Genomic DNA, 26,288 nt, shown 5'->3' with positions numbered 1-26,288 from the left:
GCCCCGTTTCGGAGAGGTAGCACCGTGAGTCGATTGAGGCTGACCGAACTCACCTGGCGCGAGGTACGCCGGGCCGGCGGGGAAGGCATCACCCTGCTCCCCATCGGGTCGCAGGAGCAGCACGCCGAGCATCTGCCGATGGGCACCGACACCCTGCTCGCCGAAGAGGTCGTCGACCGCGCGCTGGACCTCCTGGACCGTGAGCCCGAGGCGCCCCGCGTCCTACGACTGCCCGCCCTGCCCTTCGGGCACAGCCCCCACCACCTGTTCGCGGCGGCCGTCTCGCTGTCCGCGGCCACCCTGGCCGCGGTCCTGGACGACGTCCTCGACTCGCTGGTGACCAGCGGCTGCCGCCGCATCCTGGTCGTCAACGGCCACGGCGGCAACGACGAGATCATGCGGCTCGCCGTCAAACGGCTCGCACTGCGCGCCGAGGTGACGGCCGCCGCCTGCTCCTACTGGACCCTCACCACCGACGACGGCCCGGCAGGCCGGCCCGAGGTCACCCCGGGCCACGCCGGATGGTTCGAGACGTCCCTGATGCTGGCGGCCCACCCCGACCTGGTCCGCACCCCCGTACCGGCCCGTACCCCCGTCGAACCGCCACCTCTGTTCGACAACCCGCCCCACCCCGGCCTGACCGTGGAACGCCACGGCGAGTGGGAACGGGTCGGCGGCTCCACCGACGATCCGTCCGGCGCCGACGCAGACCGGGGCGGCCTGCTCCTGGACGACCGGGCGCGCGCACTGGCGCACGCGATCCGGGCCTTCGACACCGCGAGCCGGTCAGCCCGATGACGCGAGGAGAAGAAATGAAGATCACCGACGTCGACGTGTGGGTCGTCAACCTCCCACTCGTCAATCCCTTCACGAGTTCCTTCGAGACCAAGACCGGCGAGACCCGCACCGTCGTCCGCGTCCGCACCGACACGGGCGTCGAGGGCTGGGGCGAGACGATGTGGGGGCGGCCGGTCGCCGCGATCGTCCGCCGGATGGTCCCCGACCTGATCGGCACCAGCCCCTTCTCGGTCGAGAGCTTCCACCGCAAGCAGCACATGGTCCCCTTCTTCCACGGCTACCTCGGCTACGCGGCGATCGCCGCCGTCGACGTCGCCTGCTGGGACGCCATGGGCAAGGCCGCCGGCCAGTCCGTCACCGACCTGCTCGGCGGCCCCGTGCGCGACGAGGTCCCGATCACCGCGCTGATCACCCGTGCCGACGCGCCCGGTGCGACCGGCACCGACCTGCCCAGGGCCATGGCCGAGCACGCCGTCCGCGTCGTCGCCGAAGGCGGCTTCGAGGCGGTCAAACTCAAGGGCACCCGGGACTCCCGAGGAGACGTCGCCATCCTGCGGGCCGTCCGCGAGGCGCTGCCCGACCTGAACCTGCGCGTGGACCCCAACGCGGCCTGGTCCGTGCCGGATTCGGTACGCGCCGGCATCGCCCTGGAAGAACTCGACCTGGAGTACCTGGAGGACCCCTGCGTCGGTATCGAGGGGATGAGCCAGGTCAAGGCGAAGGTCCGCATCCCGCTGTGCACCAACATGTGCGTCGTCCGCTTCGAGGAGTTCGCCCCGGCCATGCGGCTCAACGCCGTCGACGTCATCCACGGGGACGTCTACAAATGGGGCGGCATCGCCGCGACCAAGGCGCTCGCCGCGCACTGCGAGACCTTCGGCCTGGGCATGAACCTGCACAGCGGCGGCGAACTCGGCATCGCCACCGCGGCCCACCTGGCCGTGGTGGCGAGCACGCCCGTCCTGTCACGGGCCATCGACAGCATGTACTACCTGCACGCGGACGACATCATCGAGCCGCTGCACCTGGAGAGCGGCCGGCTGCGCGTACCGTCCGGGCCCGGCCTGGGCGTGACGGTCGACGAGGAGAAGCTCCGCCACTACGCCACCGTCAACGAGCGGGACGGAGACCTGACCGGATGACCCCATCGGCTGCAGCGCGGCCAGGGAAGGGGAGTTGAAAGAACGCTGATGCCGAAGCGACGGCGCGGCTTCCTCCATCGCGAGGCCGGGCGATGGCCCGCCGACTTTGATCTCGTCTGCGGGCCAACGGAGTTCGGGCCGCCCCGACACAGAAGGTGCGGGGCCGTCACACGGACGGCGAGTACCGGTCGACACCCGACACCGGCACCCGCCGACCGCTTCCTGTTCTCTCAGGGGGTGCCGGCGGTGGTGCAGAGCCGACGCTGCTCGCGGATCTCGTCCGTGTCGGCGTCCGGCAGCAGGATGGCCTGGTCGAAGTCGCCGAGAGCCAGGTCGGGTCGGCCGGCGGCCAGGTGGGCGATGCCGCGGTTGAGCAGGATGTCCGGGTCCTCGCCGACCGCTTCGAGCGCGGCGGACAGGTCCGCGACCGCCATCTCCGGCCTCTCCTGGCGGAAGTGCACCACGGCTCGGTTGATCAGCGCGGCCGGGTAGCGCGGATCCTTCGCGAGCACCTGGTCGAGAGCTCTCAGCGCCTCGTCGAGCCGCTCGCGCTGCAACAGCAGCGTGCCCTGGAGGCAGAGGAGTTGGACCTCCTCCGGGTGAAGACGGAGGCCGGTGCCGATGTCGGACTCCGCCGCTTCGAGATCGCCCGCTTCCAGAAGCAGTTCAGCCCGCGCGACCCGCGTGGCGAGGTCCCCGGGCTCCATCTCCAGGACGAGACCGAAGTCCGCGAGAGCTCCTGTGACGTCTCCGACGTGCACCCGGGCCGTACCGCGGTTGTAGTGCAGCTCGGGGAAGGGCGGGGCCAGGCGGACCGCGCGGTCGTAGTCGGCCAGGGCGGCGTCGAAGTCTCCGCGGTCGCGCGAGATACGGGCCCGCTCGGAGAGGTAGTCGGTGTAGTAGGGGTCCATGTCGACGAGTTGGCTGTAGTCGGCGTGGGCCTCGTCCGGCCGGCCCAGCGCGACCAGCAGCCGGGCCCGGTTGTAGAGCAGTTGGGAGCGGTGCAGCGCCCACTGTCCCTCGTCGAGTTTCTCGTCGAGGCGGCTGATGCACGACTCCACGAGGTCCAGGGCGCGACCGAGGTTGCCCCGGTGCATCTCGACCAGCGCCAGACCGTTGTCGTGGAAGACGCTGTACGTGAGACGTTCGGCCGGATCCGGGAGGATCCCGGCTATGGCCACGGCGTTGTGCTGCCACTGCACGGCGAGTTCGTGGTCGCGGGGCCTGAGGAACCGGGTGTGCAGCATCGCGATCGCGTAGCTGGTCATCATGTGGATCTTGGGGTCCGTGAAGCGGCGGAGCAGACCCTGGTACAGCTCCAGGGACTGTTCCAGGCGCCCGACCGGGATGCATGCCGCGGCCGCTTCCCGGGTGAACTCCCAGTAGTCGTGCTCGTGCAGCTGTGGATCCGTCACCTTGCGTCCACGCAGGCCCAGGTCCACCACGACGGCGGAGAAGCCGGTGGCGACGGCGTGACGTTGAGCCTCCAGCAGGGCGGCACGCCCTGCACCGCCGGGGTCGCTGCCGTGCTCGCGGTGAAGGGCGACGGCCCCCATCCGCACCCCCCACGTGGCCGTCCCGGCCAAGGCGTCAGCGCGCCGGTCGTGCAGCAGGGCACGAGTCGGCGGATCGGTCTGCCGGTAGCCGGCCAGGGCACAGGGGTCGTCGTCGGTGCAGTCGCTGTCCACGTAGACACGGGCCCAGTCGAGGGCGGAGCGGTCCGCGACCGGCGGCCCTTCCGAACGCCCAGCCGCTACGACGTCCACCTCGGCCAGCGCGCCTTCGAGTTCGTCGGAGAGCTTGCCCGCGGCGGCGGAGACCACGACACGCAGCAGGCGCGGATCGGCCCGCCGCAGCAGGAGGGCGATCAGCTCCTGTGTGGTGGCCTCTGCGGCGTGCGCCTCCTCGAAGACGATCTCGAAGGCGTCGGCGTCGTGCGCGCGCCGGACGTGTTCGAGGAGGAAGGTCACGATGCCCTGGCTCATGCACCGGATCCAGCCGGCGCCGAAGAACCTGGTCCGCTCCTCGTACGGGGCGTCGTCGGCCAGAGTCCGCGGCGCCGGTCCGATGAGCCGCGCCAGTTCGGGCATGCCGTACAGAAGCGCCACGCGGTGCTCCTCGACGAGCTCCGGCCAGCGGGAGCCGGCCTCCGGCAGGACGGTGGCGAGTACCGTGTCCACCCCGGTGTAGGGGCCGCGCAACCGCTGGTGACAGCGGACCACGAGCGCCGCCTTGCCGGTGTGGGCCGCGACAGCTTGCAGACGGTCGCCTCTTGTCTTCCCGACGATCCGCAGATGGCCCGTCATGCGAGTTCTACCTCCGGGGACGATGACGTGATGGGGTGGGCGGACTTCCTCGCACGGCGTTTGCGCCGGGACAGGACGACGAGGGCGACGAGCTGCGCGACGTTCATGCACAGGGAGAGCGCGGCGTCCCAGAATCCCGCGTCGACCCCGCCGGATCCGAGGGCGTGTCCCGCGATGCGGACGTACTCGACCGTCACGGGAATGCTGACGAAGACGGTGATCGCGGCGAGCGCGCAGTACCCGAGGACGATGAACGGCCCGTAGAAGCGGCCGATCTGGCGGTCACGGGGGGTCCAGTTCTCCTCGTCCACGACACGCTCCGGACGGTCCAGCAGGCGCCACACGCGGTTCTTCAGCAGGGTCATGCCGGCGTCGTGAAGATCGTGGCAGTTCCATGCGGTGGCGAGCACGTAGTAGAGATCGGTGCGCAGGTAGAGCTGCAACTGCCACAGCATGCGCACGGCCACGGTGAAGCCCAGCCCGAGGCAGAGCCGGCCGGCGAAGGTGAACGAGCCGTCCGGGTCGCGGGTCAGATCGGCGACGAGGCCCAACAGCGCGAAGACGACGCCGTCGCACAGGATGCCGGCGAGGAAGGGAAGGTAGCGTTTCGCCCGGGCCACGCTGAGCAGCCCGTTGATCTGTGTCTCGGCGACGATGTACGTCAGGCGGTTGCTCACGCTCAGACGGGTGGGGAGCCCGAGACGGCGGCCGGCGAGTATGTGGAACCCCTCGTGCACCAGCAGCAGCGGTATCTGCCCGAAGGTGATGACCAGCTGGACCACGAGCAGCGAGTGCGTGAAGAAGATCTGCCCGGGATCCGGTGCCAGATCGGGCCGTACGACGGCCGCCCGGATCCAGAGACCCACCGCGAGCGCGTACAGCAGCCACGCCGGTGGGGAGAAGGCGGCCCGGCCGAGTCCGCGCAGTCGCACGCGAGGCGCGGGAACGGGGGGCCGGGCCTGGGCGTCGTCGGTGACGAAGCCCAGTTCGTGAAGCGTCGTCAGGAAATCCTCGAGGTCGACCTCCTCCCCGAAGGTCGTCTCGTACCACTCCTCGGCGTTCTCCAGGGGCATTCCCTGTCCGAGCCGCCTGAGCAGTTCCGCCCCGTCGGCCGGGAACACCGCGTAGGAACCGGTGTCCAGGCGACCGACCACCACCTCGTCGCCTTCCGGAACGAAACTCAGTTCATGGAAAACGAGGCCGTCACCGGCCACAGACCCTCCAAGTATTCCTGATGAGAAAAAGCCCGGGTGCGCCGACAGGCGGCGCACCCGGTTGTGGCACGACTACGCGGTCAGGCCTGGACGGAGTACGGGCACTGACAGGCGGCCGACGTCAGGCGTACGTCGCCGGTGCGGCGCACCGCGATCTTCTTGGAGCCGGCCTTCTTGCGCATGGCGACAGTCGACTTCATGACGGTCCTTTCTCGAAGCTTCTCGTACCGACCGGCGGCCGGCAGCAATCAAAGTTGTTCCAGCCGGACGAAAGGATCAAGGCTCGATTCACGCCAATCGCCCCGCCCGCCAGGCGCCTCATTCCGAAAAGGGTGAATGGGCAAGCGTTTTCCTGTCGCACGAGGAAGGGCAGGAGGACGGTCGACGACGGATTCCGTCGTGTCAGGGCGACCGACATCGTTGCCGGGGCGGCCCCTCGGAACGTCTCCGCACCTGAAGTGCCCTGAGGTCGCACCGCGGAAAGAGCACCGTTCCGCACGCACCGGGCAAGCGGAATGCGATTCGCCGTATTCCGCTTGACTTCGGCTCCGCATTCCCCGCCCCAAAGCGAAGTAAGGAAAAAGACAAAAGGCAGCGCAAGTCGCTCGTTTGTGCGGCTGTCCCGCGACCAGTCGTGGACGGACGCCGGAAGCCGATTCCGGACGGCCGCCCCGCAAGTGGGAAGTCCCCCTCCGGACATGACCCCCCGCGTCCGTTTCGGGAACGGTGGCCCGCCCCGCGTCCGCCGCACGGCCGACACTCCACCGATCCCACGAGGTGCATGCACACGTCATGCCGCCGACCGCTTTCCGACCCCCTTCCCGAGGGGCGACGCCCCGGGGCGTCTCGACCGGCACCCGCCACGATGCCCGACTACGCCAAGCCGGCGACGCGGACCGCGGTTGAGCCCCCGCACGCTCGCCCGGGTGCGTCTCACGAAACGCGCAGATCGAAAGCCCGGGTGAGAACGGCGAACCGCGCCGCCGTGAGCCCCCGAGGTCCCCCGGGCCCCGATCGGTCGCTCCCGTCATCGATCGAGCCGTCACGGCGGACCACCTCCCGCCCCGGCTGGATCGGATCGCGAAGCAGTGACCGACGGCGGGCGGTCGTCCCGGACGTCGGGTCTTGGCCGGGGCTGCGGTCGGCCATCGCGTGAACGGCGAGGTCGAGAACCGCACTTGGGTGCGGCCGGCGAACGAAACGTCCCGAAGGCGTCAGACGGTGGACATCATTCAGGCTCTGCGGAGGGGCGCAGGGCGAGGTCGATCACGCCGTCGTTCTGGAGCAGTTCCGTGGCGAGCCCGCTGGTATCGGCGTTTCCGTCCAGTTCGAGCAGGACGCGGACGGGATCGGTCTGTCCGGGTTTCTGCTGGACTCTGATCTGGAGTATGCGGAATCCGAGCTGGGTGCAGGTCTGCATCAGCCGGGGCACCACGGCGTTCCCGGTGCGGCAGGTCATGTGCAGTTCGACGGCGGCCGGTGTGGGGCCGGTCCGGACCTTGCGGAGGAGCAGGGGGTAGCCGCGGACGACGAGGAAGTGCAGGACCGTCACCGCCACGGCCAGGACCGGCAGTCCGCCGCCGCAGGCCATGCCCACCGCACAGGTGAGCCACACGGTGGCGGCCGTGGTCAGCCCGCGGACCGCGTCGCGACGTACGAAGATGATGCCGCCGCCTATGAACCCGATTCCGGAAACGATCTGTGACGCCACCCGGGACGGGTCGAAGGAGGCATGGTCCAGGCCCAGTACATTCGAGAAGCCGTGCTGGGAGACCTCCATCATCAGGGCACTCGCGATCCCGACCAGGGTGTGCGTACGCAGGCCGGCGCTCTTTTGCTGCGCGGCTCTTTCCCAGCCGATCAGGCTCGACAGCAACAGGGCGAGTCCCAGCTCTGCCAGCTGCCGCATGCCCTGCCCGTTACCCGGATCCCACAACGGAACCGCCAGACCGCTCATCTCCGCCTCCCGCCCCGTGAACGTATCTGCCTCACGGTCAAGCCACTCGGGTGACTCGAACGGAGGCGTGACAAAAAGGACGGTAACGGGGGCGATGTCCGGGCGCGCAAGGCCGCAGGGCAGGGAGCAGCAGCGCACGGCGGGGAGTGGAGAGGCGCACAGTTCCTGACGCGGCATGCCCTCGACATTCACCAATTCCATATTTAGGAAAGACTTATCCGTATGGCGGAAGTATTTCGGCTTGTGTGTTGTTGGACACGGTGACGCCGTCCAGTGGCGATCAAAAAGTCCACCGGCCGTCGATGAACCGGCCGATGGCGGAGAAGTCGAAACGACAGGCGGGGCGTGATCCCTCCGGCCCGCCTGCCCGCATTGAGTATCCCTCGCGTTCTCGACCAAGGAAATGACCATGGCATTGCAGGTTTACCAGGTCACCGTCCCCGCGCGGCTCGGCGAGGGCCGACAGGGCGTTCATGTGTTCACGGGGCGGGCCGCTTGTTGCGCCGAAGCGGTTCACGCCGCCCACACGGCGTACGACGCGGCAACCGCCGCCCGACGTGCCGGCCTTCAGAGAAGGGCTTGCCGGCCGAACGGCTGGACGGCCACGGGCATCCGCTGCCACTGGCAGCTTGCGTGGCCGGACGCGACGGTCCGCCTGTGGAGGCAGTCTGAACTCGGGGAGTGGTGAAGGCCGCCGGGCCCTTCGCTCCCTCAGCGCGCTGAGGCGTGTCGGCAAAGATGGGCTGGCCGCCTTTGCCGGGCAGCGTCGGATCCGTGGCGGCCGGCACCGCGGATGGTGGGGAGGAGCAGTGCCCTCGGCCTGAGGGAGACGGTCGGTTCGGCGTCGCCGCGTACACGGCCAGGCAGTCCTTCTCCTCCGGCCCGAACCGTTGCGCGCGGACCCGGAAAGGTCCCGCGGATCGGCGGGGCGGACGCTCGGCTTCGGGCGATGAATTCGGTCGCGGGTCGGAGTCTGAGTCAGTACCGGAGCGAACGGACTGGAGTGGAGATGGGCAAGCTGCCAGAGGTGGCCGACGGCGTCCGGGTCCGGCAGAGCGCGTGGGTCTGGAGCAATTCCGTCGTGGTGCGCGGGGAGGAAGGGGGTGATCCTGATCGATCCCGGCATCGACGGCTCGGACCTCAACGCGCTGGCCGACGACATCGACGGGCTCGGCCTTCCCTGGGTCGCCGGACAGCGCTCGAGCGGCTGGACGAAGCTTCCCGGCATGTCGAGGTGGTGGTCCCGGGGCACGGCGCCGTTGCGGAGGGCTCCGAGGTGGCGGCCCGTATCGCCGCCGATCCCGCCTACGTCGACGCCGTCCGACGCGGGGAGGACCCCGCCGACGTACGTCTGGGCTCGCACGCGGACCGGCTCCCCGCTCCCCATCGGGCGAACCTCGAGCAGGCCCGAGGACGACAGGGCCGCTTCGGGGGTGGGCCATGAGGAGCAGATGTTCAGCTGTTCCAAGTTCGTCGCCACCCTGCCCGACACGTCGGTGGACGCGCTGCCCTGCTGGAGGCACTCAGCCCGGTGCGCGACCCGCACCCCATCCTCTGACGGCATCCGTTCCCATCAGCTCGGGACGAACCCGGTGACCGCGGACCGCTCACCGACACCTGTCCACCCAGAACCGCGCGGCACAGCCCGCTCCGACCGACCGGATTGGTGATGACCACCCCTCTGTACGACGCCACGACGAGCCCCGATCCGACGATGCTGGCGAACGTGGTGTTCACGGCGCTGAACACCCGGCACGCGCGGTTCGCGGACGGTGAGGGCAGAGCCGTGCGGTATCAGGACACCGTGACTCCCTTCGCCGCGATTCCGGATGACGCGACCGAACAGGACTGGCGTGACCTCGCCGCATTGGCCCGCCGGACGGGCGGTGTCCTCCTGCACCGGAAGCCGGGACCGCTGCCGGAGTCCTGGGCCGACGACCATCGCATCGACCTCCGCCGGTTGAACGCGGTGCAGTTCTCCGGCACCGGGTTCGCCGCGAGCCCCGAGGACGCCGAGGACCCGGAGGCCCGCGAACTGACCGCCGACGACATCCCGGCCATGACCGACCTGGCCGCGCGCACGAAGCCCGGCCCGTTCCTGTCGCGCACCATCGAGCTGGGCGGCTACCTCGGCATCCATCGCGACGGCGTCCTCGCCGCGATGGCAGGCGAACGCTTCTCGGCGCCCGCGGGTGACGGGCGAGGCTGGACGGAGGTCAGCGCGGTCTGCACCGACCCGGCCTTCCGCGGTCAGGGACTGGCCACCCGGCTGATGCGAGCCGTCGCCGCCCGAGTCCGAGCACGGGGTGACGAGGTGTTCCTCCACGTCATCGACACCAACACGGGTGCCATGGCGCTCTACGAACGGCTCGGCTTCAGCCGATTGACCACCGTCGAGGTCACCAGACTCACGCCTCGCTCCTGACGGTGCGCCGAACCGTACGCGCGACGCCGACCCGTCGTACGTGCCCTCGCGCGTCACGGAAGTCCGTCCTGGTGGGGCAGCCCGAACCGGCTGCGGTAGTCCTGAGGAGAGACGCCCAGTGCCTTGACGAAGGCCCGGCGCATGCGTTCGTCGTCACCGAAACCCGTTCGGCTCGCGACGACTCTCACGGGATCCCGCGTGGTTTCCAGAAGCCGCCTGGCTGCTTCCAGGCGGAGCTTCTCGACGGCCCGAGCCGGGCTCTCTCCGGTCTCCCGCAGGTAGACGCGGGCGAAGTTGCGAGGGCTCATATGGGCGGCGCCGGCGAGCGCCGGGACGGACAGGTCGCCGCGCAGATTCGCCCGGACCCAGTCGTGGAGGTCGTCGAACCGGCCCCGCACGTCCTGTATCTGCTGCCGCAGTTCGACGCTGAACTGCGACTGGCCGCCGGGTCTCTTCAAGAAGAGCACCATCGCGCGCGCGACGTCGAGGGCCGTCTCGCGGCTCAGGTCGCTCTCGATCATCGCGAGCACCATGTCGATGCCCGCGGAGACTCCGGCCGACGTCCAGATCCGGTCCGAGGTGACGAAGATGGCATCGGGGTCCACGCTGACCAGCGGATGCTCACGTTCGAGTTGGCGGCAGAAGGCCCAGTGCGTGGTCGCCCTCCGACCGTCCAGCAGCCCGAGGTCGGCCAGGACGAACGCGCCGGTGCAGATGGACCCGAGACGTCGGGGCTCGTCGACGTGTTCGGCCAGGCGGGTGCGCAACGACGCCGTGGCGGACGGTGGGAGCCTGAAGTCGCCGCCCGACACCAGCAGGGTGTCGACTCCTCGCAGGGTGACGCTGTCCAGCCGGGCGGTCTCCATCCGTACGCCGGTGTCGGTGGTGATCGTCGCGCCGTCCTCGGACGCGAGGATCACGTCGTAGGCCGGACGGCGGGCCAGGGTGTTCGCCTCGCTGAAGGCCTGCAACGGGCCCGCGATATCCATGAGCTTGGCGCCGTCGTAGGCGACGACCACCACTTTCCTGGTGTCGAGGGTGCCGACCGCGGCGGTTTCTGAGGGCATGTCGAATTTCACGCCGGATGCCGATGCCTGGCCGGCGCTACGCCGGCACGTCCCGGGCGATCTCGACCAGCTCCCCGGTGTTGATCTCGTAGAAGAAGCCGAAGAGCCTGGTCTCCTTCGGCACCGCGGGGTGGCTTCGGAGCAGCGCTAGGTCGTGCTTGACGGACTCGTCGAAATGCGCAATGGACAGGCTCTCCCGGGCGAAGGCCTCCGATATGTCCACGCCGTGCTCGTCACGGTAGCGGTCGATGATCTGGTCCGGTCCGAAGGCCGTCGCACCGCAGAACGAGTGGTGCACCACCGCGACGGTCTTGAAGCGGAACAGGTAGTCCATGGTCGCGACCGCCTGCAGCGCGTCGACCGCTCGCCCACCCGCGTTGGTGAGCGGGAACAGGGTGCGGGTGTGGCCGACCCGGTTGCCCTCTTCGTCGAGGACGTTCTCACCCGGGAAGACCTCGTCCTCGAAGTGCTGGGCGACGGCCTCGGGAATCTCCGCCGCGCGCGGGTCGAAGCAGTGAACGACCATGGTCTTCATGGGAATTACTTCATTGAATCCCTGGAAATTCTCCTGGTCGAACCACGGCTGGTTGCGGAACTCGTAGGGGGTGAAGTCCATTTCGTCCTCACTTGGTGTTTCCGATTGCGGTCGGCCGCCCATGGCGCCCTCTTCGTCGAACGGAGCGCGGTCCAGGACGAGGTGGGCGTCGGCGAGTCGCCCCGGAACGGATCGATGGCCCAGCCGGTTCCTCGGCCTGCCGAGCGATGCCGCTTTCCGGTGCGGTGATGTCGGCGATCAAGGTGCCGCCTTGTCCCTTGTCGGGGGCTCCGCTTTCGACGCTAGGGGAGAAAAGGGTTGGCCGCAATGACAGCTATACCTCGAATCCTGCCACCTGCCGAATGGAGCGGACTTCCTGTGCGAAGGGCGTGGGGGAGTGGCCCCGGGAGTGGCCGACCGCGGCCGTCAGCTCGCCCGCGTCAACGGCAGTCCCGCGTAGGCATGGGCCGCCACGCGCTCCAGGGCGTCCGGCTCGAACCCGGCCCTGGCCATCACTTCCATCCCGCGGTTGACGGCCATCAGCAGCCGGCTGATCTCGGCCGCGTCGGCCGCCGGGTCGAGGTCCCCGTGGCGCTGTGCGGCCACGACGCAGTCGGACAGCGACCTTTCGATGGCCGAGAGCGCCTGGCGCACGCGAGCGTCGGCGGCCGTGTTGTCGTCGACGCCTTCGACGACGAACCCGGTGACCAAGCAGCCGAGCCGCTCGGGGTCTTCGTGGACGATGCGCGCCGACCTCATGAGGTACGCGTGGAGCCGCTCCAGCGCCGTCGCGTCGGGCCCGTCGAGTACGGCCGCCCACTCGGCTTCATTGCGGGCGCAGTAGTCCGCGAGGGATTGCGAGTACAGCTTGCCCTTGTCACCGAAGGCGGCGTAGAGGCTTCCGCGGCCCAGTCCTGAGACCTTGGCGATCTCATCCATGCTCGTGCCCGCGTACCCGGTCCGGCGGAACTGCCGGGCCACGAGCTGTATGACCTTGTTCCTGTCGAATCCTGGTGGACGCCCCATGAAGGGCAGCCTACAGGCCGCGCGAGCAGTTGTTGACAAGTCGTTCCAGAAGTCCGTACGGTTCCGTACTGCACGGTCCACAACCCGCGCCCCGACCGGGTGACCCGACGCGGTCACCGATCGGCGGCGGCCGGGCCGCGGCAGGCTCAGGACGGGTTCGGCGGGGCGTGCCCGCGCAGGCCGAGCCCCCGAAGGCAGCCCGCTTCACCGCTCGTCCCAGGCGGCCGTTCCGTCGAAGACGGCACCTCGGACGCCGCGTTCGGGACCGTCCCAAGCCGAAACGCATCCGGTGTCCACCCTCATGAACCGCCCGTCACGGCGCGGCTCATGACGGGGGCGGCCCTGACCTTCTTCCACGTTCTCAGAATGAGGAGACACTTACGTGACGACTTCCGATCGGGTGGATGTTCCGCCCGCCGTGTCGCCGAGGCCCGGCAGAGCCCGATGGCTGAGCCTCCTGGTGGTCTGTCTCGGCGTCATGATGGCCTTCCTGGACGTCACTTCGACGATCTCGGCCCTGGGCGCCATTCAGGCGGACCTGGACATCGGTTCAAGCACCCTGGTGTGGATCACCAGCGCGTACAGCCTCGCTGTCGTGAGCTTCGTGATGTCGGCCGGCACCCTGGGCGACCTCGTCGGGCGCCGCCGCATGTTCAGTCTCGGCGCAACGGTGTTCCTCGCGGGCAGCGTTCTGGCCCTTTTCGCCGGCAGCGCGGAGTTGCTGATCGCGGCACAGGCGATCGCGGGCCTGGGAGGCGCCGCCGTCCTGCCGACGAGCCTGGCCATCGTCAGCAGCACGTTCGACGATCCGCACGAGCGGACCGCGGCGATCGGCATCTGGGCCGCGTGCTCCGGCATCGGGCTGGCCGTGGGGCCGGTGCTCGCGGGGGCCCTCCTGGAGCACTTCGCCTGGCATGCCGTCTACTTCGCCAACATCGTCATCGCCGCCGCGGCCCTGCTCCTCGTCCCGGTCTTCGTCACCGAGTCGAAGCACCCGACGCGCCGGCTCGACGTGCCGGGTCTGGCACTGGGCACCGTGATGACGGCGTCGGCCACCTACGCCATCATCCAGGGCGGTGCCACGGGGTATGCCCGAGTGCCGATCATTCTGGTGTACGTGGTCTTCGCCATCTCCTCCTCCGCGTTCGTACGCGTGGAGTTGCGGAACCCCGATCCGATGCTCGACCTGCGGCTCTTCAAGAACGCCTCCTTCTCGGCGGTCATGGGTGTCGCCACCGTCAGCGTGTTCGGACTGGTCGGAGTCGCCCTGCTGAGCGTCCTCTACATGCAACGGGTCGGCCAGATCAGCCCCCTGGGCGTGGGCGTACGCCTCCTGCCGCTGTTCGTGACCTTCCTCGTCGTCACGGTGATCTCGGCCCGCGTGCTGGTACACAAAGTCGGGTACACGGCCCTGCTGACGGGGGGCCTGGTTCTGATGGCCGCGGGATCCTTCGCGCTGCTGCGTACCGACCCCTCCGGCGGCTACGGGGCGGTATGGCCAGGGCTGTTGGTGGCGGGAGCGGGCGCGGGACTGCTGACGGCCCCTTCGACTGCCGCGGCGGTGAACAGCGTGCCGCCCGCGCAGGAAGGCATGGCCGCGTCGGCGGTCAACATGGCACGGCAGTTGGGTACGGTGCTGGGGCCCAGTGTCCTCGGCACCATGGTCACCGGTCGTTTCCCGGGAAACCTCCGCAGGCGTCTCCTTGACGCGGGAGTCCCGTCCGCGCAGTCGGACAAGATCGTGCACGGCGTCTCGCACGGCGCCGGCGGGGCAGGGGCTCCGGCGCCGCTGGCGGAGATCATCACCAGGTCCGCGCACACGGCGTTCACCGACGCCGTCCACCTGGGACACGTCGTCGGAGGAGCCGTGCTCCTCGTCATGGCGGTGCCCACAGCGCTGTTCGTACGCCACAAGGCGAACCACGATTCCCCCGTGGGGACTTAGCCGTTCGCCCGTACAGGCGTACAGGCGTACGGGCGTACAGGCGTACAGGCGTACGGGCGCCGGCGTGCGTGCCGACCGCAGCCCGCCCCCGCTCCCGCCGCTCAGCCGGGGCGGCCAGGGCCCGGTGCAGGAGCATGGCGCGATACTCCCGCGGCGACGTGCCCAGGTGCCGATGGAAGGTGCCGCGAACCGAAGCTGGAGCGCCGAGGCCGGTCAGGCGACCTGTCCGCTCCACCGGAGTGGCCGTCGCCTCCAGCAGTTGTCGTGCCCTGTCGATCCTGGCATCGACCAGCCAGGCCATGGGTGACGAGCCGGTCTCCTCCCGGAACCGCCGCAGCGTCGTCCACCGCGACATGCGGGCAGGTCTCGCGAGGTTGTCGCCACGGCTTCCGGCCGTAGCCGTTCGATGAACTGCGTCTGACAGCTGACTCGTTGGGGCGGGGCGACCAGTGCCCGCGCGCGGGTGTCGGCCGCTGCCGCGCCTTTGTCCCGACGGATGACCGCTTCGAGGTGGCGCGCGCCGTCGCCGCCGGGCCGTGGGGCGAGTAGCCACGTCATGCGGCCTGGGCACGGCTCGCTGCGGCCAGGGCTCGTCCCGGTGGACGGAACCACCGCCGAAGGGGGCACGCGAGTGGGGGATTGGCACCTCTCCCGCTCCCGGAACCGCCCTCTAGGCTGACTCGACGTCGACGATCCGCTGCGCCTGCACCTGGCCCCCAGCACCCTTTCACGTCGCTCGATCCGCGCCTCGTCCATGGAGCGGAGCCAAGACCCGCCGACAGAAAGCGAAGACCCATGCCCGATCCGTCCAGGCCTCCGCTCGTCACCAAAGCCGTCCGTGGCATCGGCACCGCCGGCGCCGAGTGCCTCGACCGGCTGGGGCACGTCGGCGACGCAACCGCCCACGCGACCGGCCGGGCCCCGCACCTCGGCGGCGGCACGCGGTGCTGAAGACCCCAGGTGCAGGCGAGGCCATGGAGGGTCTGATGCAGCCCCGGCCGCTCACGGTCGCACACGTCCTGGAACGTGCCGAACGGCTCTTCGCGCACAAGCACGTCACGACGGCGGGAGCCGAGCGGGTCACGTACGGCGATGTGGCGGACAACGCGCGCCGCCTCGCGACCGTCCTGGACGCCCTGGGCGTCCCGGCCGGCGCCCGCGTCGGCACGTTCGCGAGCAACAACCGCCGCCACCTGGAGGTCTATCTCGCCGTGCCCGCCACCAAGCGGGTGCTCCACACGATCAACATCCGGCTCTCGTCGGAGCACCTCGAGTACATCGTCAACCACGCCGAGGACGACGTGATGTTCGTCGACCGTGGACTGCTCCCGCGGATCTGGCCGAACGTCGAGCGGCTGGCGCGGGTGCGGCACTGGGTGGTGCTGCCCGACGGCAGCGACACGGCGGTCCCCGCGGACCCCCGCGTCCTGGACTACGACGACCTCGTCTCCGATGCCGCTCCCTTCGAGGGCTCGTTCGAGGACACGTTCACGCTGCCGGACGAGAACCTGGCCTCCGGGCTGTGCTACACGTCCGGTACGACCGGAGCGCCGAAGGGCGTCCTCTACAGCCATCGTTCGACGGTCCTGCACTGCATGGGCACGCTCGCGGCCGGTCTCATCGGCCTCAGCGAGAGCGATGTCGTGATGCCGATCGTGCCGTTCTTCCACGCGAACGCCTGGGGCCTTCCCTACGGCGCGATGATGGCCGGCGCCTCGCTGGTCCTGCCCGGTGCCTCCGCCGCTCCTGACCATCTGCTGCCGCTGATGGCGAGGGAGCGGGTGACCGTCGCGGGGGCCGTTCCCACGGTGTGGACGAGCCTCGTACCCGAGTTGCCGGCGCACGACCTGAGCGCCGTACGGTTCCTGCTCGGCGGCGGTTCGGCCGTCCATCCGTCGCTGTCCGAGGCGTACCGCGCCGTCCTCGGGGTGCCCATCACCCACTCGTGGGGGATGACGGAGGTGAGCCCCGTCGGCGCCGTCGGCGGGACGCGTACCCAGCACCGGGCGGCGGCCGTGGAGGAGCAGGTGGCCGTGCGGGCCGCCCAGGGTCAGCCGCTGCCGCTCGTGAACGTCCGGATCGTCGACGTGGACACGGGCCGGGAGCTGCCGCGCGACGGCCAGGCCGTCGGCGAACTGCAGGTCGCGGGACCCTGGGTGGCCGGCGGCTACTTCCGGGTGGACGGAGGCGACAGCTTCACCGAGGACGGGTGGCTGCGCACCGGCGACCTGGCCACCGTCGACCCCGCCGGCTACCTCCGGCTCGTGGACCGGGTGAAGGACCTGATCAAGTCCGGCGGCGAGTGGATCTCCTCGGTGGAGCTGGAGGCCGTCATCGCCTCCCACCCCGAGGTCGTCGAGGTGGCCGTGATCGGCCGTCCTGACCCCCGCTGGGAGGAGCGCCCGGTCGCGTACGTCGTCCTGCGGGACGGCAGCGCCTGCACGGCCGAGGAGCTGCTGCGGCACATCACACCGATGGTCGCCAAGTGGTGGCTGCCCGACGAGTTCGTCTTCATGGCCTCGCTGCCCAGGACGGGCACGGGCAAGCTCTCGAAGAGTACGCTGCGCGACACCGAGTTCACCGTGTGAGCGGTGACGCGCCTGCCGTAACCACTGACGAGCAGTCACTGACAAATGGGCTGACCGGTGTTCGGATCGAGAAGGTCCGGTGTCTCACGCGGAGGCCGACGCGTTCGCCCTCAGCTGGTGCAGTCGCAGGCCGAGTTGCAGTTCCAGGTTGTTCTCGCGGCGCCAGTCGAGGCCGAGGACGCTGCTGGCGCGATCCAGACGCTTGAGCAGCGTGTTGACGTGGACGTACAACGCTCGCGCGGTCGCCGCCACGTTGGCGTGATGGTCGTAGTAGGCGCTGAGGGTGTCGACGAGTTCGGTGCCGCGCCGCCGGTCGTGGTCGAGGAGCGGCCCTATCGCGTCGGAGATGAAGCGGTCGAGTTCATGGACCCGCTCCGTGTCGAAGATCAGGGCGTAGAGGGCGTACCGGCTCGTGGTGGCCCCGACGTCGGTGTGCCCGATGGCACGCATGACCGCACCGCAGCGACTGGCCAGGGAGAAGGCGCGCGACCAGTCGTGACGGGCCACCCGCTGTCCGGTGACGACGACGGGACCGCCCACCGTGCGCCGCAGGCGTCGGTGGACCTCCTCGACGGTCCGGTCGTCGTCGCTGCTGTGCAGGATCATCGTGGCCCTGCCCAGGTGTTCGCCGGCGAGTCCGCCGTGTTCGTGGGCGATGTCGTGCAGGTGGCGCGAGAGATCGGACGGCGCCTGTTTCGAGGAGTCGGCGACGAGGACCAGATTCAGGCGGTCGGCATCGATGTTGCGGGCCTGGGTGCGCGCGCGTTGGGCAGGGCTGATGCCGGGGCTTCCGACCATCAGCTCGGTCAGGAGTTCTCCGCTCAACCGCTCGCCGGCGTCGGCGACGGCCCGCTCCTTGAGGATGAGCATTCCCAGGATGTGGGTGGCCCGCTCCAGGGTGCGCAAGTCCGTCTCGTCGAGGGCGCCTTGGCCGGGTGAGGCCTGCCGGCTCCAGGCCAGTGCGCCGAGGCAGTTGTCGCCTGCCTGGATCGACGCGACGCTGAGGGCGATTCCCGCGGGGTCGACCGACGTCGAGCAGCGGCCCGCGCGGCGGGCGGACTCCAGGGCGTCGGCGAAGTCGACACCCGAGGGCAGGTCGCAGGGCCGCGATGCCGCGTCCCGGTGAAGGAGGAGGGCGCCGGTCCGGTCGAGAAGCGAGACGCATCCGTCGAGCCGGTCGGCGAGCAGTTGGGCGACGTCGCCTGGTGTGCCGCCCGCGAGTACGACTTCGCTCAGCGCCTCGTGGATCGCCTGCGCGCGCTGCACGACGGTCATGTGTTCCTCGATCTTCCCGTACGCGACCCGCAGTTCGTGCAGGGCGGCCCGACTCGCCTCGTAGAGACGGGCGTTGTCGAGTGCGACGGCGGCGTGATCGGCAAACGCGCTCAGCAGCGCGATCTCGTCGGCGTGGAAGGACCGCTCGGCGCGGTCTCCCGCGAACAGGGCGCCCACCACTTGACCTCGTATGACCAGCGGTACGCCGAGGAGTGCGACGAGTTCTTCGGTGGAGACCAGTCGGTCGAAGCCCGGATCGTGGTCGATCTCGGTCGTCGCGGCGTAGTTGCGCACCCAGTGCGGGCTCCGGGAGGCCAGCACCTTGCCGCCGAGCCCCACACCGGCCGGTATGCAGGCCGCGAGGAACGAGGCGGAGATCGTGCCCTCCGACGCCCTGGCGGACAGCCTGCCGTCCGCACCGACCAGGGAGAGGTAGGTGAAGTCCGTGTTGATCAGCTCATGGGCGTGGTGGACGATCGACCGCAGCACCTCGTCGAGTTCGCCCAGTGCGGTGAGGGACTTCGCCGTCGTGTACAACGACGCCAGCTCGCGCTGTCGGCGCATCAGCGGGCACGACGCCGCCTGGCCGCACGATGTCGCCTCGTCGCCGAGGTTGCTGACCACGTGCCCACTCTCCTCGGCATCGGGTGGGAGAAAGTCCCACCGTCTCCGGTCGAGGTGTGGGTGATGTACACCTCAACCCCAGCGTAGCGGCGCCTTAATGTCACCGTCATCATCTTCCCGCGCGATCGACGAAGGCGGCATGTATGGCAACTCCGCTCGCCCAACCCGAAGGCCGGTCCGAGCGCCTTGGTGCCGAATCGGCCCCGGTCCGGCCCCGCGCCTCCCGCAAACTGCTGGCCGCGGGACTCGTCGCAAGCTCGATCGAGTGGTACGACTTCTTCCTCTACGGCACCGCGGCAGCGCTCGTGTTCCCCCACGTGTTCTTCCCGCACTCCTCCGCGCTGATGGGGACCCTGCTGTCGTTCAGCACGTTCTGGGCGGGCTTCGTGGCCCGGCCGATCGGCGGTGTGCTCGCCGGACATCTGGGCGACAGGTACGGGCGCAAGCCGGTCGTCGTCACCTGCCTGGCGCTCATGGGGGCCGCGACCTTCCTGATCGGCTGTCTTCCCGGCGCGGCGACCGCGGGCGCGCTGGCTCCGACGCTGCTGGTCGCACTGCGCTTCGTGCAGGGCCTCGCGGCCGGCGGCCAGTGGGGCGGCATCGTCCTCCTCCTCACCGAGTCCGTCGGCCCCAAACGACGTGGGTTCGCCGGGACCTTCGGCCAGACCAGTGTCCCGGTGGCCGTGATCATCTCGAACCTGGTCTTCGTGGCCGCGAGCGGCCTGATGCCCAACGACGCGTTCCTCCAATGGGGTTGGCGCGTACCGTTCCTGGTCAGCGTCGTGATGTTCGTGGTCGTCCTCTACATCCAGACGAAGGTGGAGGACACACCGGAGTTCCGCGAACTGCAGCGGGAGGCCACGGCGGCGGACACCGGCGCGGTCCGGGCCCCGCTGGTGCGGGTCCTGCGCGGGAAGTGGGCGACCGTCCTCCTCGGCTGCGGTCTCCTCTCGGCCACCAACAGCCTCTTCTACGTGAGCATCTCCGGGCTGTTGAGCTACGGCACCGGCTCCCTGGGGCTGGAGCGCAACCCCCTGCTGGCGGTGGTGCTGGCCAGTTCGGTCGCGATGCTCGTGGTCCTTCCCTGGTCCGGCCACCTCTCGGACAGGGTGGGACGTCGCCCGCTGATCCTGGTCGGCGGTCTGGGCGTCGCCGTCTGGGCCTTCCCCTACTTCGGTCTCGTCGGCACGGCGTCGCTGCCGCTGATCTTCGTCGCGGTCGTGGTGGGCTTCGTGTTCCAGTGCCTCACCTACGGTCCGATCGCGAGCTTCCTCGGCGAACTCTTCGCACCCGGCGTCCGCTACTCGGGCGCCTCGCTGGCCTACCAGCTCTCCGCGATCATCGTCAGCGGCGGCACGCCCTTCCTCATGACGGCGCTTATAGCAAAGACCGGAAGCACCCTCCCGGTCGCCGCGTACATCATGGCCATGGGGCTGATCACATTCGCCAGCGCCTGGTTCCTGCCGGAGACGAACCCGGCCGAGGTCCGCGCCGACCCGCAGGCCGTTCCCGGTGCACACCTCTACCGCTGACGTGGTCCAAGGCCGCACGGAATCGGCGCGACTGCGCGCCAGGGACTCGGAGAAGGGACAAGCGTGAGCAGACAAACGGCAAGAGGCGCACGGACCCGCCGGCTTTCCGTCCTGGCGGCCCTGGTACTGCTGGCGGGCGGCACCCGGCTTCTCGTGGCCGCACCCGCCGACGCCACCGTCCCGGCCGGCGGTCCGGCGGCCGTCCCGCAGTGTTCAGCGCTCGACCAGGTGGAGATACCCGCATCGGCCATGAGCCTGCCGACTCACGGCGGACGCGTGACCGGGACCTCGGTCGTGAACCGCGTCCTCAGCGGCCGAGCGGTCGAGTTCTGCCAGGTCGACGCCGACATCCTGCCGGTCGACCCGTCGGCACCGCGCATCAGGCTGCGTGTCGACCTGCCCTACGACTGGAACCGCAAGGCGATGATGTTCGGCGGAGGCGGTTACAACGGCACCGTCCCCGACCTGGCCGCCAACGTACCCTTCGGCCCCACGGACCAACCGGTGCCGCTGGCCCGGGGATACGCGATGTTCGCCGGAGACTCCGGCCACCAGCAGAGCCCGACGGCGCCGGCGTCGCTGGACGGATCGTTCGGCGCCAACGACGAGGCCCTGAACAACTTCGCGGCCGGAGACGCCCTCAAGAAGACGCGTGACGCGAGTCTCTACCTCGTCCGGCACGCCTACGGGACCCTCCCCGCCGAGTCCTACTTCGCGGGAGGCTCGACCGGCGGCCGCGAGGCGCTGGTGGTCGCCCAGCGATGGCCGAAGGCGTTCGACGGCGTGATAGCCGCCTATCCGGCCTGGAACAACCTCAGCGAGATACTGGCTCTGGGCCACCTGGCGCACGTCCTGTCCCGGCCCGGCGCCTTCCTCGGCCCGGAGAAGCAGACCCTTCTCCACGACCACGTCATCACAGCGTGTGACGGACTGGACGGAGCCGAGGACGGTGTGATCTCCCACCCGGGCGCGTGTCACGTCGATCCCCGCGCGCTGCGCTGCGCGGGCGGTGCCGACACCGGTCCGGCCTGCCTGTCGGACGCTCAGATCCGTTCGGTGAACGCCATGTCCTCGCCGTTTAGATGGCCTTACCGGATCGCCAGCGGGGAGACCGGATATCCGGGCTTCCCCTTCCTGTCCGGCGCGGACATGAGCACCCCGTTCCTCGGGTTCGGCACGACCGCACCGGCCGATCCCATGCCGGTGACGAGCGGCTACGGGATGCAGTACTGGAGCCAATGGGTCAAGTACTTCCTGACCCGGGACCCCGACCACAGATCCCTCGACGTGGATCCCGCGCATCCCGGGAAGTGGCTCGACCGGATCAGTTTCCTGTCCACGATCGAGGATCGCAACGACGTGGATCTGCGCCCCTTCGCCCGCGCCGGCGGCAAACTGATCCTGCTCCACGGAGCCGCGGACGAACTGGTCTCCGAGCGCTCGACCAGTGACTACTACCGGCGCGTGCAAACCGCCGTGGCTCCCCTGTCGACCCGCTCGTTCATGCGTTACTACGTCGTCCCCGGTGCCAACCACGCGAACTTCGGCACCCCGGCGTTCGCCGCTGCCTGGGACTCGCTGTCGGCGCTCGAACGCTGGGTCGAGGGCGGGCGCGCCCCCTCGAACCCGATCGTGGTCGACACGGCCCACACCCGCACACGTCCACTGTGCGACTATCCGGACTGGCCGAGGTATCGAGCCGGCGATCCGGACCGCGCGTCGAGCTTCGACTGCACGCCCTGACCCCGGCCGCCGACAGCTGCCTCCCACGGCCCGGTGCCGTGGGAGGCAGCTGTCCGCGGCCCAGGTCCGCGCGTGTCCCGAGCGGCCGGTGACCGTATGCCGTGGAGGGTACGGACCCCGGCCGCTCGGGAGGGTCACCTGAGGCCGAAGGCCCGGTCGACCGTCTGCCGGACGCCGCCGCCGTTGCGCTGCTCGGCCGTGACACGGATGGACACGTAGCTCGCCCGGGCAGGGGCGTGGAGCCGGGTCCGCCACGAGCCGTGGTCGTCCTTCAGGGCCTGCCGATGCCAGGTGGCGCCGTCGTCGTAGGACACCTCCAGTGCGACCGACGTGACGGCGTCCTTCGCGGCGGCGCTTGCGACGACGGCGGGGGAGACCGAGAAGTCCGAGGTGCGCGCCGCACGCCCCGTACCGTCCAGGTCCGTTCCGTAGTCGAGTTGGGCCAGGGGGATGGCCTGATCGTCGGCGCTGCCGGAGACGAACGTCCACTCCGTGTGGGTGGCCGAGGAGTAGGGGGTGAGGTCGGTGTTCCCCTGCGTGTCGGCGACGAGCCGGTACGGCAGCTTCCGGGGGTCGAGGTCGCCGACGCCGAAGTCGGGCCGCGGTCCGTTCCGGATCAGGAGCCTGTCGCCCTGGTAGAGCGCGAAGCTCCGGGACATCAGCCCCGTGTCACCGCTGTGGGCGGATCCTCCGTCGCCGAATCCCGCCAGGGTGCCGCCCATGGCGTTTCCGACGCGGTGCGGGACCTCGAAGCTGAGCATCCGCGGCCGGACGACCGGGCCGAACCAGCGCTCGACGTGGACGCTGCGCGGTCGGTAGCTCGTGATGTCGGTGAAGGTCGACCAGCCGTCGATGGACGCGTACTGCTGCCATCTGACGCCGTCTCCGGCGGAGACCCAGTCGGTGCGGTGCCCGGCGGCCACCGGTTTCCGCGGGAACGGAGGGACGCGCGTTCCTCCGTACACGGAGTAGGGGTAGGCGGCGGGCCAGTACTCGTAGGACGGGCTGTCCTCCCGGCTTTCGAGGATCTGCAGGCCGGCGGGTGCGGAGAAGGTGTTGTCGATGCGGGCGAGGCTGCCGGGGTGTGTGTCCGGCGAGGGGTCCCGCGGTATGCCGCCTCGATGGTAGTCGGCCAGGTCGTACAGGTACGCCGGTGCGGGATGGGCCTCGACCACCAGGCCGGTGCTCTTCGTCCCCGCGGCCGTGAGGGCGCGGATCAGGCGTTCTCCGTCGTCCTGGGCGACCGAGGCGACCGGGAGGGGCCCGGTCGTCGTCTGGTCCGGATCGCCGTACCAGTCGTATCCGCGGCCGTCGCCTTCGTTGACGACGAGGAGCATGGCCGCCGACGCCGCGTGCGCCGCGGCCGCCTGCTCTGCCGGAGTCACCTCGTCCGTGCGGCGGACGACGACGGCTTTGCCGCGGGCGTGCAGGCCGGCGTAGTCGGCGCTCGCGCCGTTGCCGGCGAAGACCGCGTCGACGTGCGCGGAACCGGCGCGGAAGGACGCGGATCCCGGCTGGACCAGCAGGGCCTCATCCAGACGGCGCCCGCCGTAGGTGATGTTCAGCGGCGTCTGCTCGGCACGGATCCGGGTGGTGAAGACGAAGCTGCCCTGCTTCACCTTGTCCTTGCTGGGAAGCGCCCAGAGGCTGTCGTAGGCGGGCGAGGGCATGAGGATCTCGTGCAGCGCATGGTCGTCGGAGGGCGTCGGCACGCTGGAGGTGAAGGAACGGAACAGGTCGATCCTGGCGGCGGTGACCGAAGTCGGCTTGGGTGTCGCCACCTTGATCCGGCGCAGACGCGACGCGTCCAGGTCGACGTTCCTGTCGGACGTCAGCTTCAGCTCGGGAGCGGCCAGCACGGCGTATCCCAGCGAGTGCGGTCCGCCGCGGCCCGGCACGTCCAGGGTGGAGACGACGGTGTAGGAGCCGGGGGCCCAGCGGCTGGTGAGGGTGCCGTCCGGGACCCACATGATCGTGGTCTTCCCGTCGGTTCCCGTGATCTCGACCTCGCCGCTGACGGGCCGCCCCGCCCGGTCCTTGAGGTGGACCGTCAGATCGTACTTCTCGGACTCGACGGACAGGCCCGCCGCGGTGTGCACGGTGCCGGTCGCGGAATCGGCCGTGACCTGGGCGGCGTACTGTCCCGGCCGCAGCCCACGGGGATCCGCCACGAGGGTCACCGCCGAGCTGCCGCGCGCCGGCACCGTGACCCGGTCGGTCGTGAGGGTGAACACTCCGGCGGGCGAGGCTCCGCGGTCCACGTGGAGGCGCAGGGTGACCGGCTGTCCGGTCGTGTTGGTGTAGGTGATCCGCCGCCGCACCGGCTTCGGCTTCCGGTCCTTCGACCAGGGGACGAGCCCGGCGTCGACAGATCCGCTCGCGACGATCCGGCCCTGAAGGTAGGCGGCGCCCACGTCGACTCTGCCGGTGCCGGCCTGGTACGGGCTGTAGCCCGGGGTCAGGACGCTGGTGCTCATCAGGGCGTCCTTGATCCGCTGCCCGGTCCAGGTCGGATGCTTCTGGGCCAGGAGCACCGCTGCCCCGGCGACGTGCGGCGCGGCCATCGAAGTACCGCTGTCCGTACGGTAGTAGCCCTCACCCGAGCTCATCTGCTGCGACCGGGCGGCCAGTACGTCCACGCCCGGGGCGGTGATGTCGGGCTTGAGGGCGTCGTCGTTCATGCGCGGTCCCGCGCTGGAGAAGTCCGCGAGGTGGTCCTCGGCGTCCACCGCGCCGACGGTGAGGGCCGCGTCCGCCGTTCCCGGCGCGCTGACGCTGTACGGGCTGTTCCCGGAATTGCCCGCGGCGATGACGAAGAGGGCGCCCGTCTCCGCACTGAGCCGGTCGACCGCCTGGCTGAGCGGATCGTCCTGGGTGTGCCACGCAGGCGTGCCCAGGCTCATGTTGACGACCTTGGCGTGCTCGGTCCGCGTCGCCCACTCCATGCCGGCGATGATCCCGGATATGGGGCCTGAGCCGTTGTCGTCCAGGACCTTGCCGACGATCAGGTCCGCGCCGGGAGCTACCCCGCGTTCCTTCCCGCCGGAGGCCGCCCCCGTTCCGGCCACGGTGGACGCGGTGTGGGTCCCGTGCCCGTTGCGGTCGGCGACGTCGTCGCCCCCGACGAAACTACGGGCTCCCACGATGCGGCCGGCCAGGTCCGGGTGGGTGGCGTCCACTCCCGAGTCCAGTACGGCCACCCGGACGCCCGCGCCGGTCGCCCCCGCCCTCCACGCCGTGGGGGCGCCTATCTGCGCGGTGGTGTCCGCGAGATCCGCCCGTGCCCGTCCGTCCAGCCACACCTTGTCGACACCCGCCGCGAAGGACGGCTCCGTCGCCTCGCCGGAACCCGTGTCGCTCCGCATCTCCGACCGACGGTCGGCCTGGCCGTCCTTGCCGGTCAGAGCGTCCCAGAAGACAGGTGCCTTCGAACGCGGAGCCTCGACCGCCTCACCGTGAACGGACGGGAGGGCCAATGTCGTTCGGGCACCCGGCAGCGCGCCGTCGGACCGCAGCCGCGCGTCGGGAGCGCCGCTCCCGGACGGAGCGTGCGTGACGATCAACGGGAGGGCGCTCATGTGGGCGTCGTCGTACTTTTGGGCGACCAACCGCGTGATGTCGAAGAGCTGCTTGTCGAGCCGCCCGGCCGCGATGTAGGGCATGGCGCTGTCGGGATAGACGAACGTGTCCCCGCCCTCGACCATGACGCGTACCGATCCGTTCGTGCCCGTCCCACCCGAGACGTCGGCCACCGACACCGATCCGTCGGGTTCCCGAACGGCCTTCACCCGGTCGCCGGTGATCAGCGTCACCGTGACCGGCAGGCCCCGCGCTCCGTGGGACCCGCCGAAGGTTTGCGGGACCGGACGAGGCGTCGCGCCGTGGGCCGTTCCGGGGACGGTCAGGGCGGCGGCGAGAACTGCCGCCGCCAGAGCGGCAGATCTTCGCGCGGACAGAGAACGCACATGCACTCCTGGATCGTTGAGGGCCGACTCCGATCGTCGGCACAAGGAAAGAGCAGGTAATGGAAATCTGGACCACTCGCCTGTTACGGCGGTGGACACGCGCGGATCCGAGGCACGGACGGCGGGCCGGGGCAGGGCCTGCCCCG

The 26,288-nt window shown here is 70.0% G+C and carries 17 protein-coding genes; 8 read left to right on the top strand and 9 right to left on the bottom strand.

The window, feature by feature from the left end; genetic code table 11:
- The first annotated feature begins 24 nt into the window (after positions 1-24).
- Positions 25-798 (top strand): creatininase family protein, encoded by a 774-nt coding sequence (locus tag ACIRQ9_RS08090; protein ID WP_404168363.1) that lies wholly within the window; start codon positions 25-27, stop codon positions 796-798.
- Between the two features lie 14 nt (positions 799-812).
- Positions 813-1,940: a mandelate racemase/muconate lactonizing enzyme family protein gene (locus ACIRQ9_RS08085; RefSeq protein ID WP_404168361.1), complete on the top strand. Its 1,128-nt coding sequence runs from the start codon at positions 813-815 to the stop codon at positions 1,938-1,940.
- Positions 1,941-2,170: 230 nt separating this feature from the next.
- Here the strand turns inward: ACIRQ9_RS08085 and ACIRQ9_RS08080 are convergent, their stop codons facing one another.
- From ACIRQ9_RS08080 to ACIRQ9_RS08070, 3 genes are all read right to left on the bottom strand, one after another.
- On the bottom strand, positions 2,171-4,246 hold the full coding sequence (locus tag ACIRQ9_RS08080; RefSeq protein WP_404168359.1) for a tetratricopeptide repeat protein: 2,076 nt from the start codon (positions 4,244-4,246) through the stop codon (positions 2,171-2,173).
- Complete coding sequence (locus ACIRQ9_RS08075; RefSeq protein ID WP_404168357.1) at positions 4,243-5,403, bottom strand: hypothetical protein; 1,161 nt, start codon at positions 5,401-5,403, stop codon at positions 4,243-4,245. Before ACIRQ9_RS08075 ends, ACIRQ9_RS08080 begins: the two co-directional genes overlap by 4 nt.
- Before the next feature lie 1,285 nt (positions 5,404-6,688).
- Positions 6,689-7,417: an MgtC/SapB family protein gene (locus ACIRQ9_RS08070; RefSeq protein ID WP_404168355.1), complete on the bottom strand. Its 729-nt coding sequence runs from the start codon at positions 7,415-7,417 to the stop codon at positions 6,689-6,691.
- A gap of 1,669 nt (positions 7,418-9,086) precedes the next feature.
- Between ACIRQ9_RS08070 and ACIRQ9_RS08065 the strand changes: the two genes are divergently transcribed.
- Positions 9,087-9,842 carry a GNAT family N-acetyltransferase gene (locus tag ACIRQ9_RS08065; RefSeq protein ID WP_404168353.1) on the top strand — a complete coding sequence of 252 codons (756 nt, stop codon included), beginning with the start codon at positions 9,087-9,089 and terminating at the stop codon, positions 9,840-9,842.
- Positions 9,843-9,895: 53 nt separating this feature from the next.
- Here ACIRQ9_RS08065 and ACIRQ9_RS08060 read toward each other — a convergent pair whose 3' ends face one another.
- The 3 genes from ACIRQ9_RS08060 to ACIRQ9_RS08050 form a co-directional block, all read right to left on the bottom strand.
- The gene (locus tag ACIRQ9_RS08060) at positions 9,896-10,909 is read right to left on the bottom strand and encodes a GlxA family transcriptional regulator (protein ID WP_404168351.1); all 1,014 of its coding nucleotides are present in this window, start codon (positions 10,907-10,909) and stop codon (positions 9,896-9,898) included.
- Between the two features lie 37 nt (positions 10,910-10,946).
- Positions 10,947-11,525, bottom strand: coding sequence for a carbonic anhydrase (locus ACIRQ9_RS08055; protein ID WP_404168349.1), 579 nt, complete (start codon positions 11,523-11,525; stop codon positions 10,947-10,949).
- Between the two features lie 345 nt (positions 11,526-11,870).
- Positions 11,871-12,470 (bottom strand): TetR/AcrR family transcriptional regulator, encoded by a 600-nt coding sequence (locus ACIRQ9_RS08050; protein WP_404168347.1) that lies wholly within the window; start codon positions 12,468-12,470, stop codon positions 11,871-11,873.
- Positions 12,471-12,852: 382 nt separating this feature from the next.
- Between ACIRQ9_RS08050 and ACIRQ9_RS08045 the strand changes: the two genes are divergently transcribed.
- Positions 12,853-14,415, top strand: coding sequence for an MFS transporter (locus ACIRQ9_RS08045; RefSeq protein WP_404168345.1), 1,563 nt, complete (start codon positions 12,853-12,855; stop codon positions 14,413-14,415).
- On the opposite strand, the gene ACIRQ9_RS08040 is transcribed toward ACIRQ9_RS08045, so the two are convergent.
- Complete coding sequence (locus ACIRQ9_RS08040; RefSeq protein WP_404168343.1) at positions 14,348-14,770, bottom strand: helix-turn-helix domain-containing protein; 423 nt, start codon at positions 14,768-14,770, stop codon at positions 14,348-14,350. The two genes, ACIRQ9_RS08045 and ACIRQ9_RS08040, sit on opposite strands and share 68 nt — an antisense overlap.
- 440 nt (positions 14,771-15,210) lie before the next feature.
- On the opposite strand from ACIRQ9_RS08040, the gene ACIRQ9_RS08035 reads away from it, so the two are divergent.
- Positions 15,211-15,366, top strand: coding sequence for a hypothetical protein (locus ACIRQ9_RS08035; protein WP_404168341.1), 156 nt, complete (start codon positions 15,211-15,213; stop codon positions 15,364-15,366).
- Positions 15,367-15,401: 35 nt separating this feature from the next.
- The gene (locus ACIRQ9_RS08030) at positions 15,402-17,003 is read left to right on the top strand and encodes a long-chain fatty acid--CoA ligase (protein WP_404168339.1); all 1,602 of its coding nucleotides are present in this window, start codon (positions 15,402-15,404) and stop codon (positions 17,001-17,003) included.
- Positions 17,004-17,087: 84 nt separating this feature from the next.
- On the opposite strand, the gene ACIRQ9_RS08025 is transcribed toward ACIRQ9_RS08030, so the two are convergent.
- Positions 17,088-18,902 carry a helix-turn-helix domain-containing protein gene (locus ACIRQ9_RS08025; RefSeq protein WP_404168337.1) on the bottom strand — a complete coding sequence of 605 codons (1,815 nt, stop codon included), beginning with the start codon at positions 18,900-18,902 and terminating at the stop codon, positions 17,088-17,090.
- Positions 18,903-19,045: 143 nt separating this feature from the next.
- Between ACIRQ9_RS08025 and ACIRQ9_RS08020 the strand changes: the two genes are divergently transcribed.
- The gene (locus tag ACIRQ9_RS08020) at positions 19,046-20,434 is read left to right on the top strand and encodes an MFS transporter (RefSeq protein WP_404168335.1); all 1,389 of its coding nucleotides are present in this window, start codon (positions 19,046-19,048) and stop codon (positions 20,432-20,434) included.
- Between the two features lie 63 nt (positions 20,435-20,497).
- The gene (locus tag ACIRQ9_RS08015) at positions 20,498-22,177 is read left to right on the top strand and encodes a tannase/feruloyl esterase family alpha/beta hydrolase (RefSeq protein ID WP_404168333.1); all 1,680 of its coding nucleotides are present in this window, start codon (positions 20,498-20,500) and stop codon (positions 22,175-22,177) included.
- A gap of 134 nt (positions 22,178-22,311) precedes the next feature.
- On the opposite strand, the gene ACIRQ9_RS08010 is transcribed toward ACIRQ9_RS08015, so the two are convergent.
- Positions 22,312-26,142 (bottom strand): S8 family serine peptidase, encoded by a 3,831-nt coding sequence (locus ACIRQ9_RS08010; protein ID WP_404168331.1) that lies wholly within the window; start codon positions 26,140-26,142, stop codon positions 22,312-22,314.
- Positions 26,143-26,288: the final 146 nt, after the last annotated feature.

This window comes from Streptomyces sp. NPDC101237 (assembly GCF_044767465.1).
GTDB classification, from domain to species: domain Bacteria; phylum Actinomycetota; class Actinomycetes; order Streptomycetales; family Streptomycetaceae; genus Streptomyces; species Streptomyces gramineus.
Note: the sequence above shows the minus strand (reverse complement) of the source record. Positions and strands in the feature narration are given on the sequence as shown.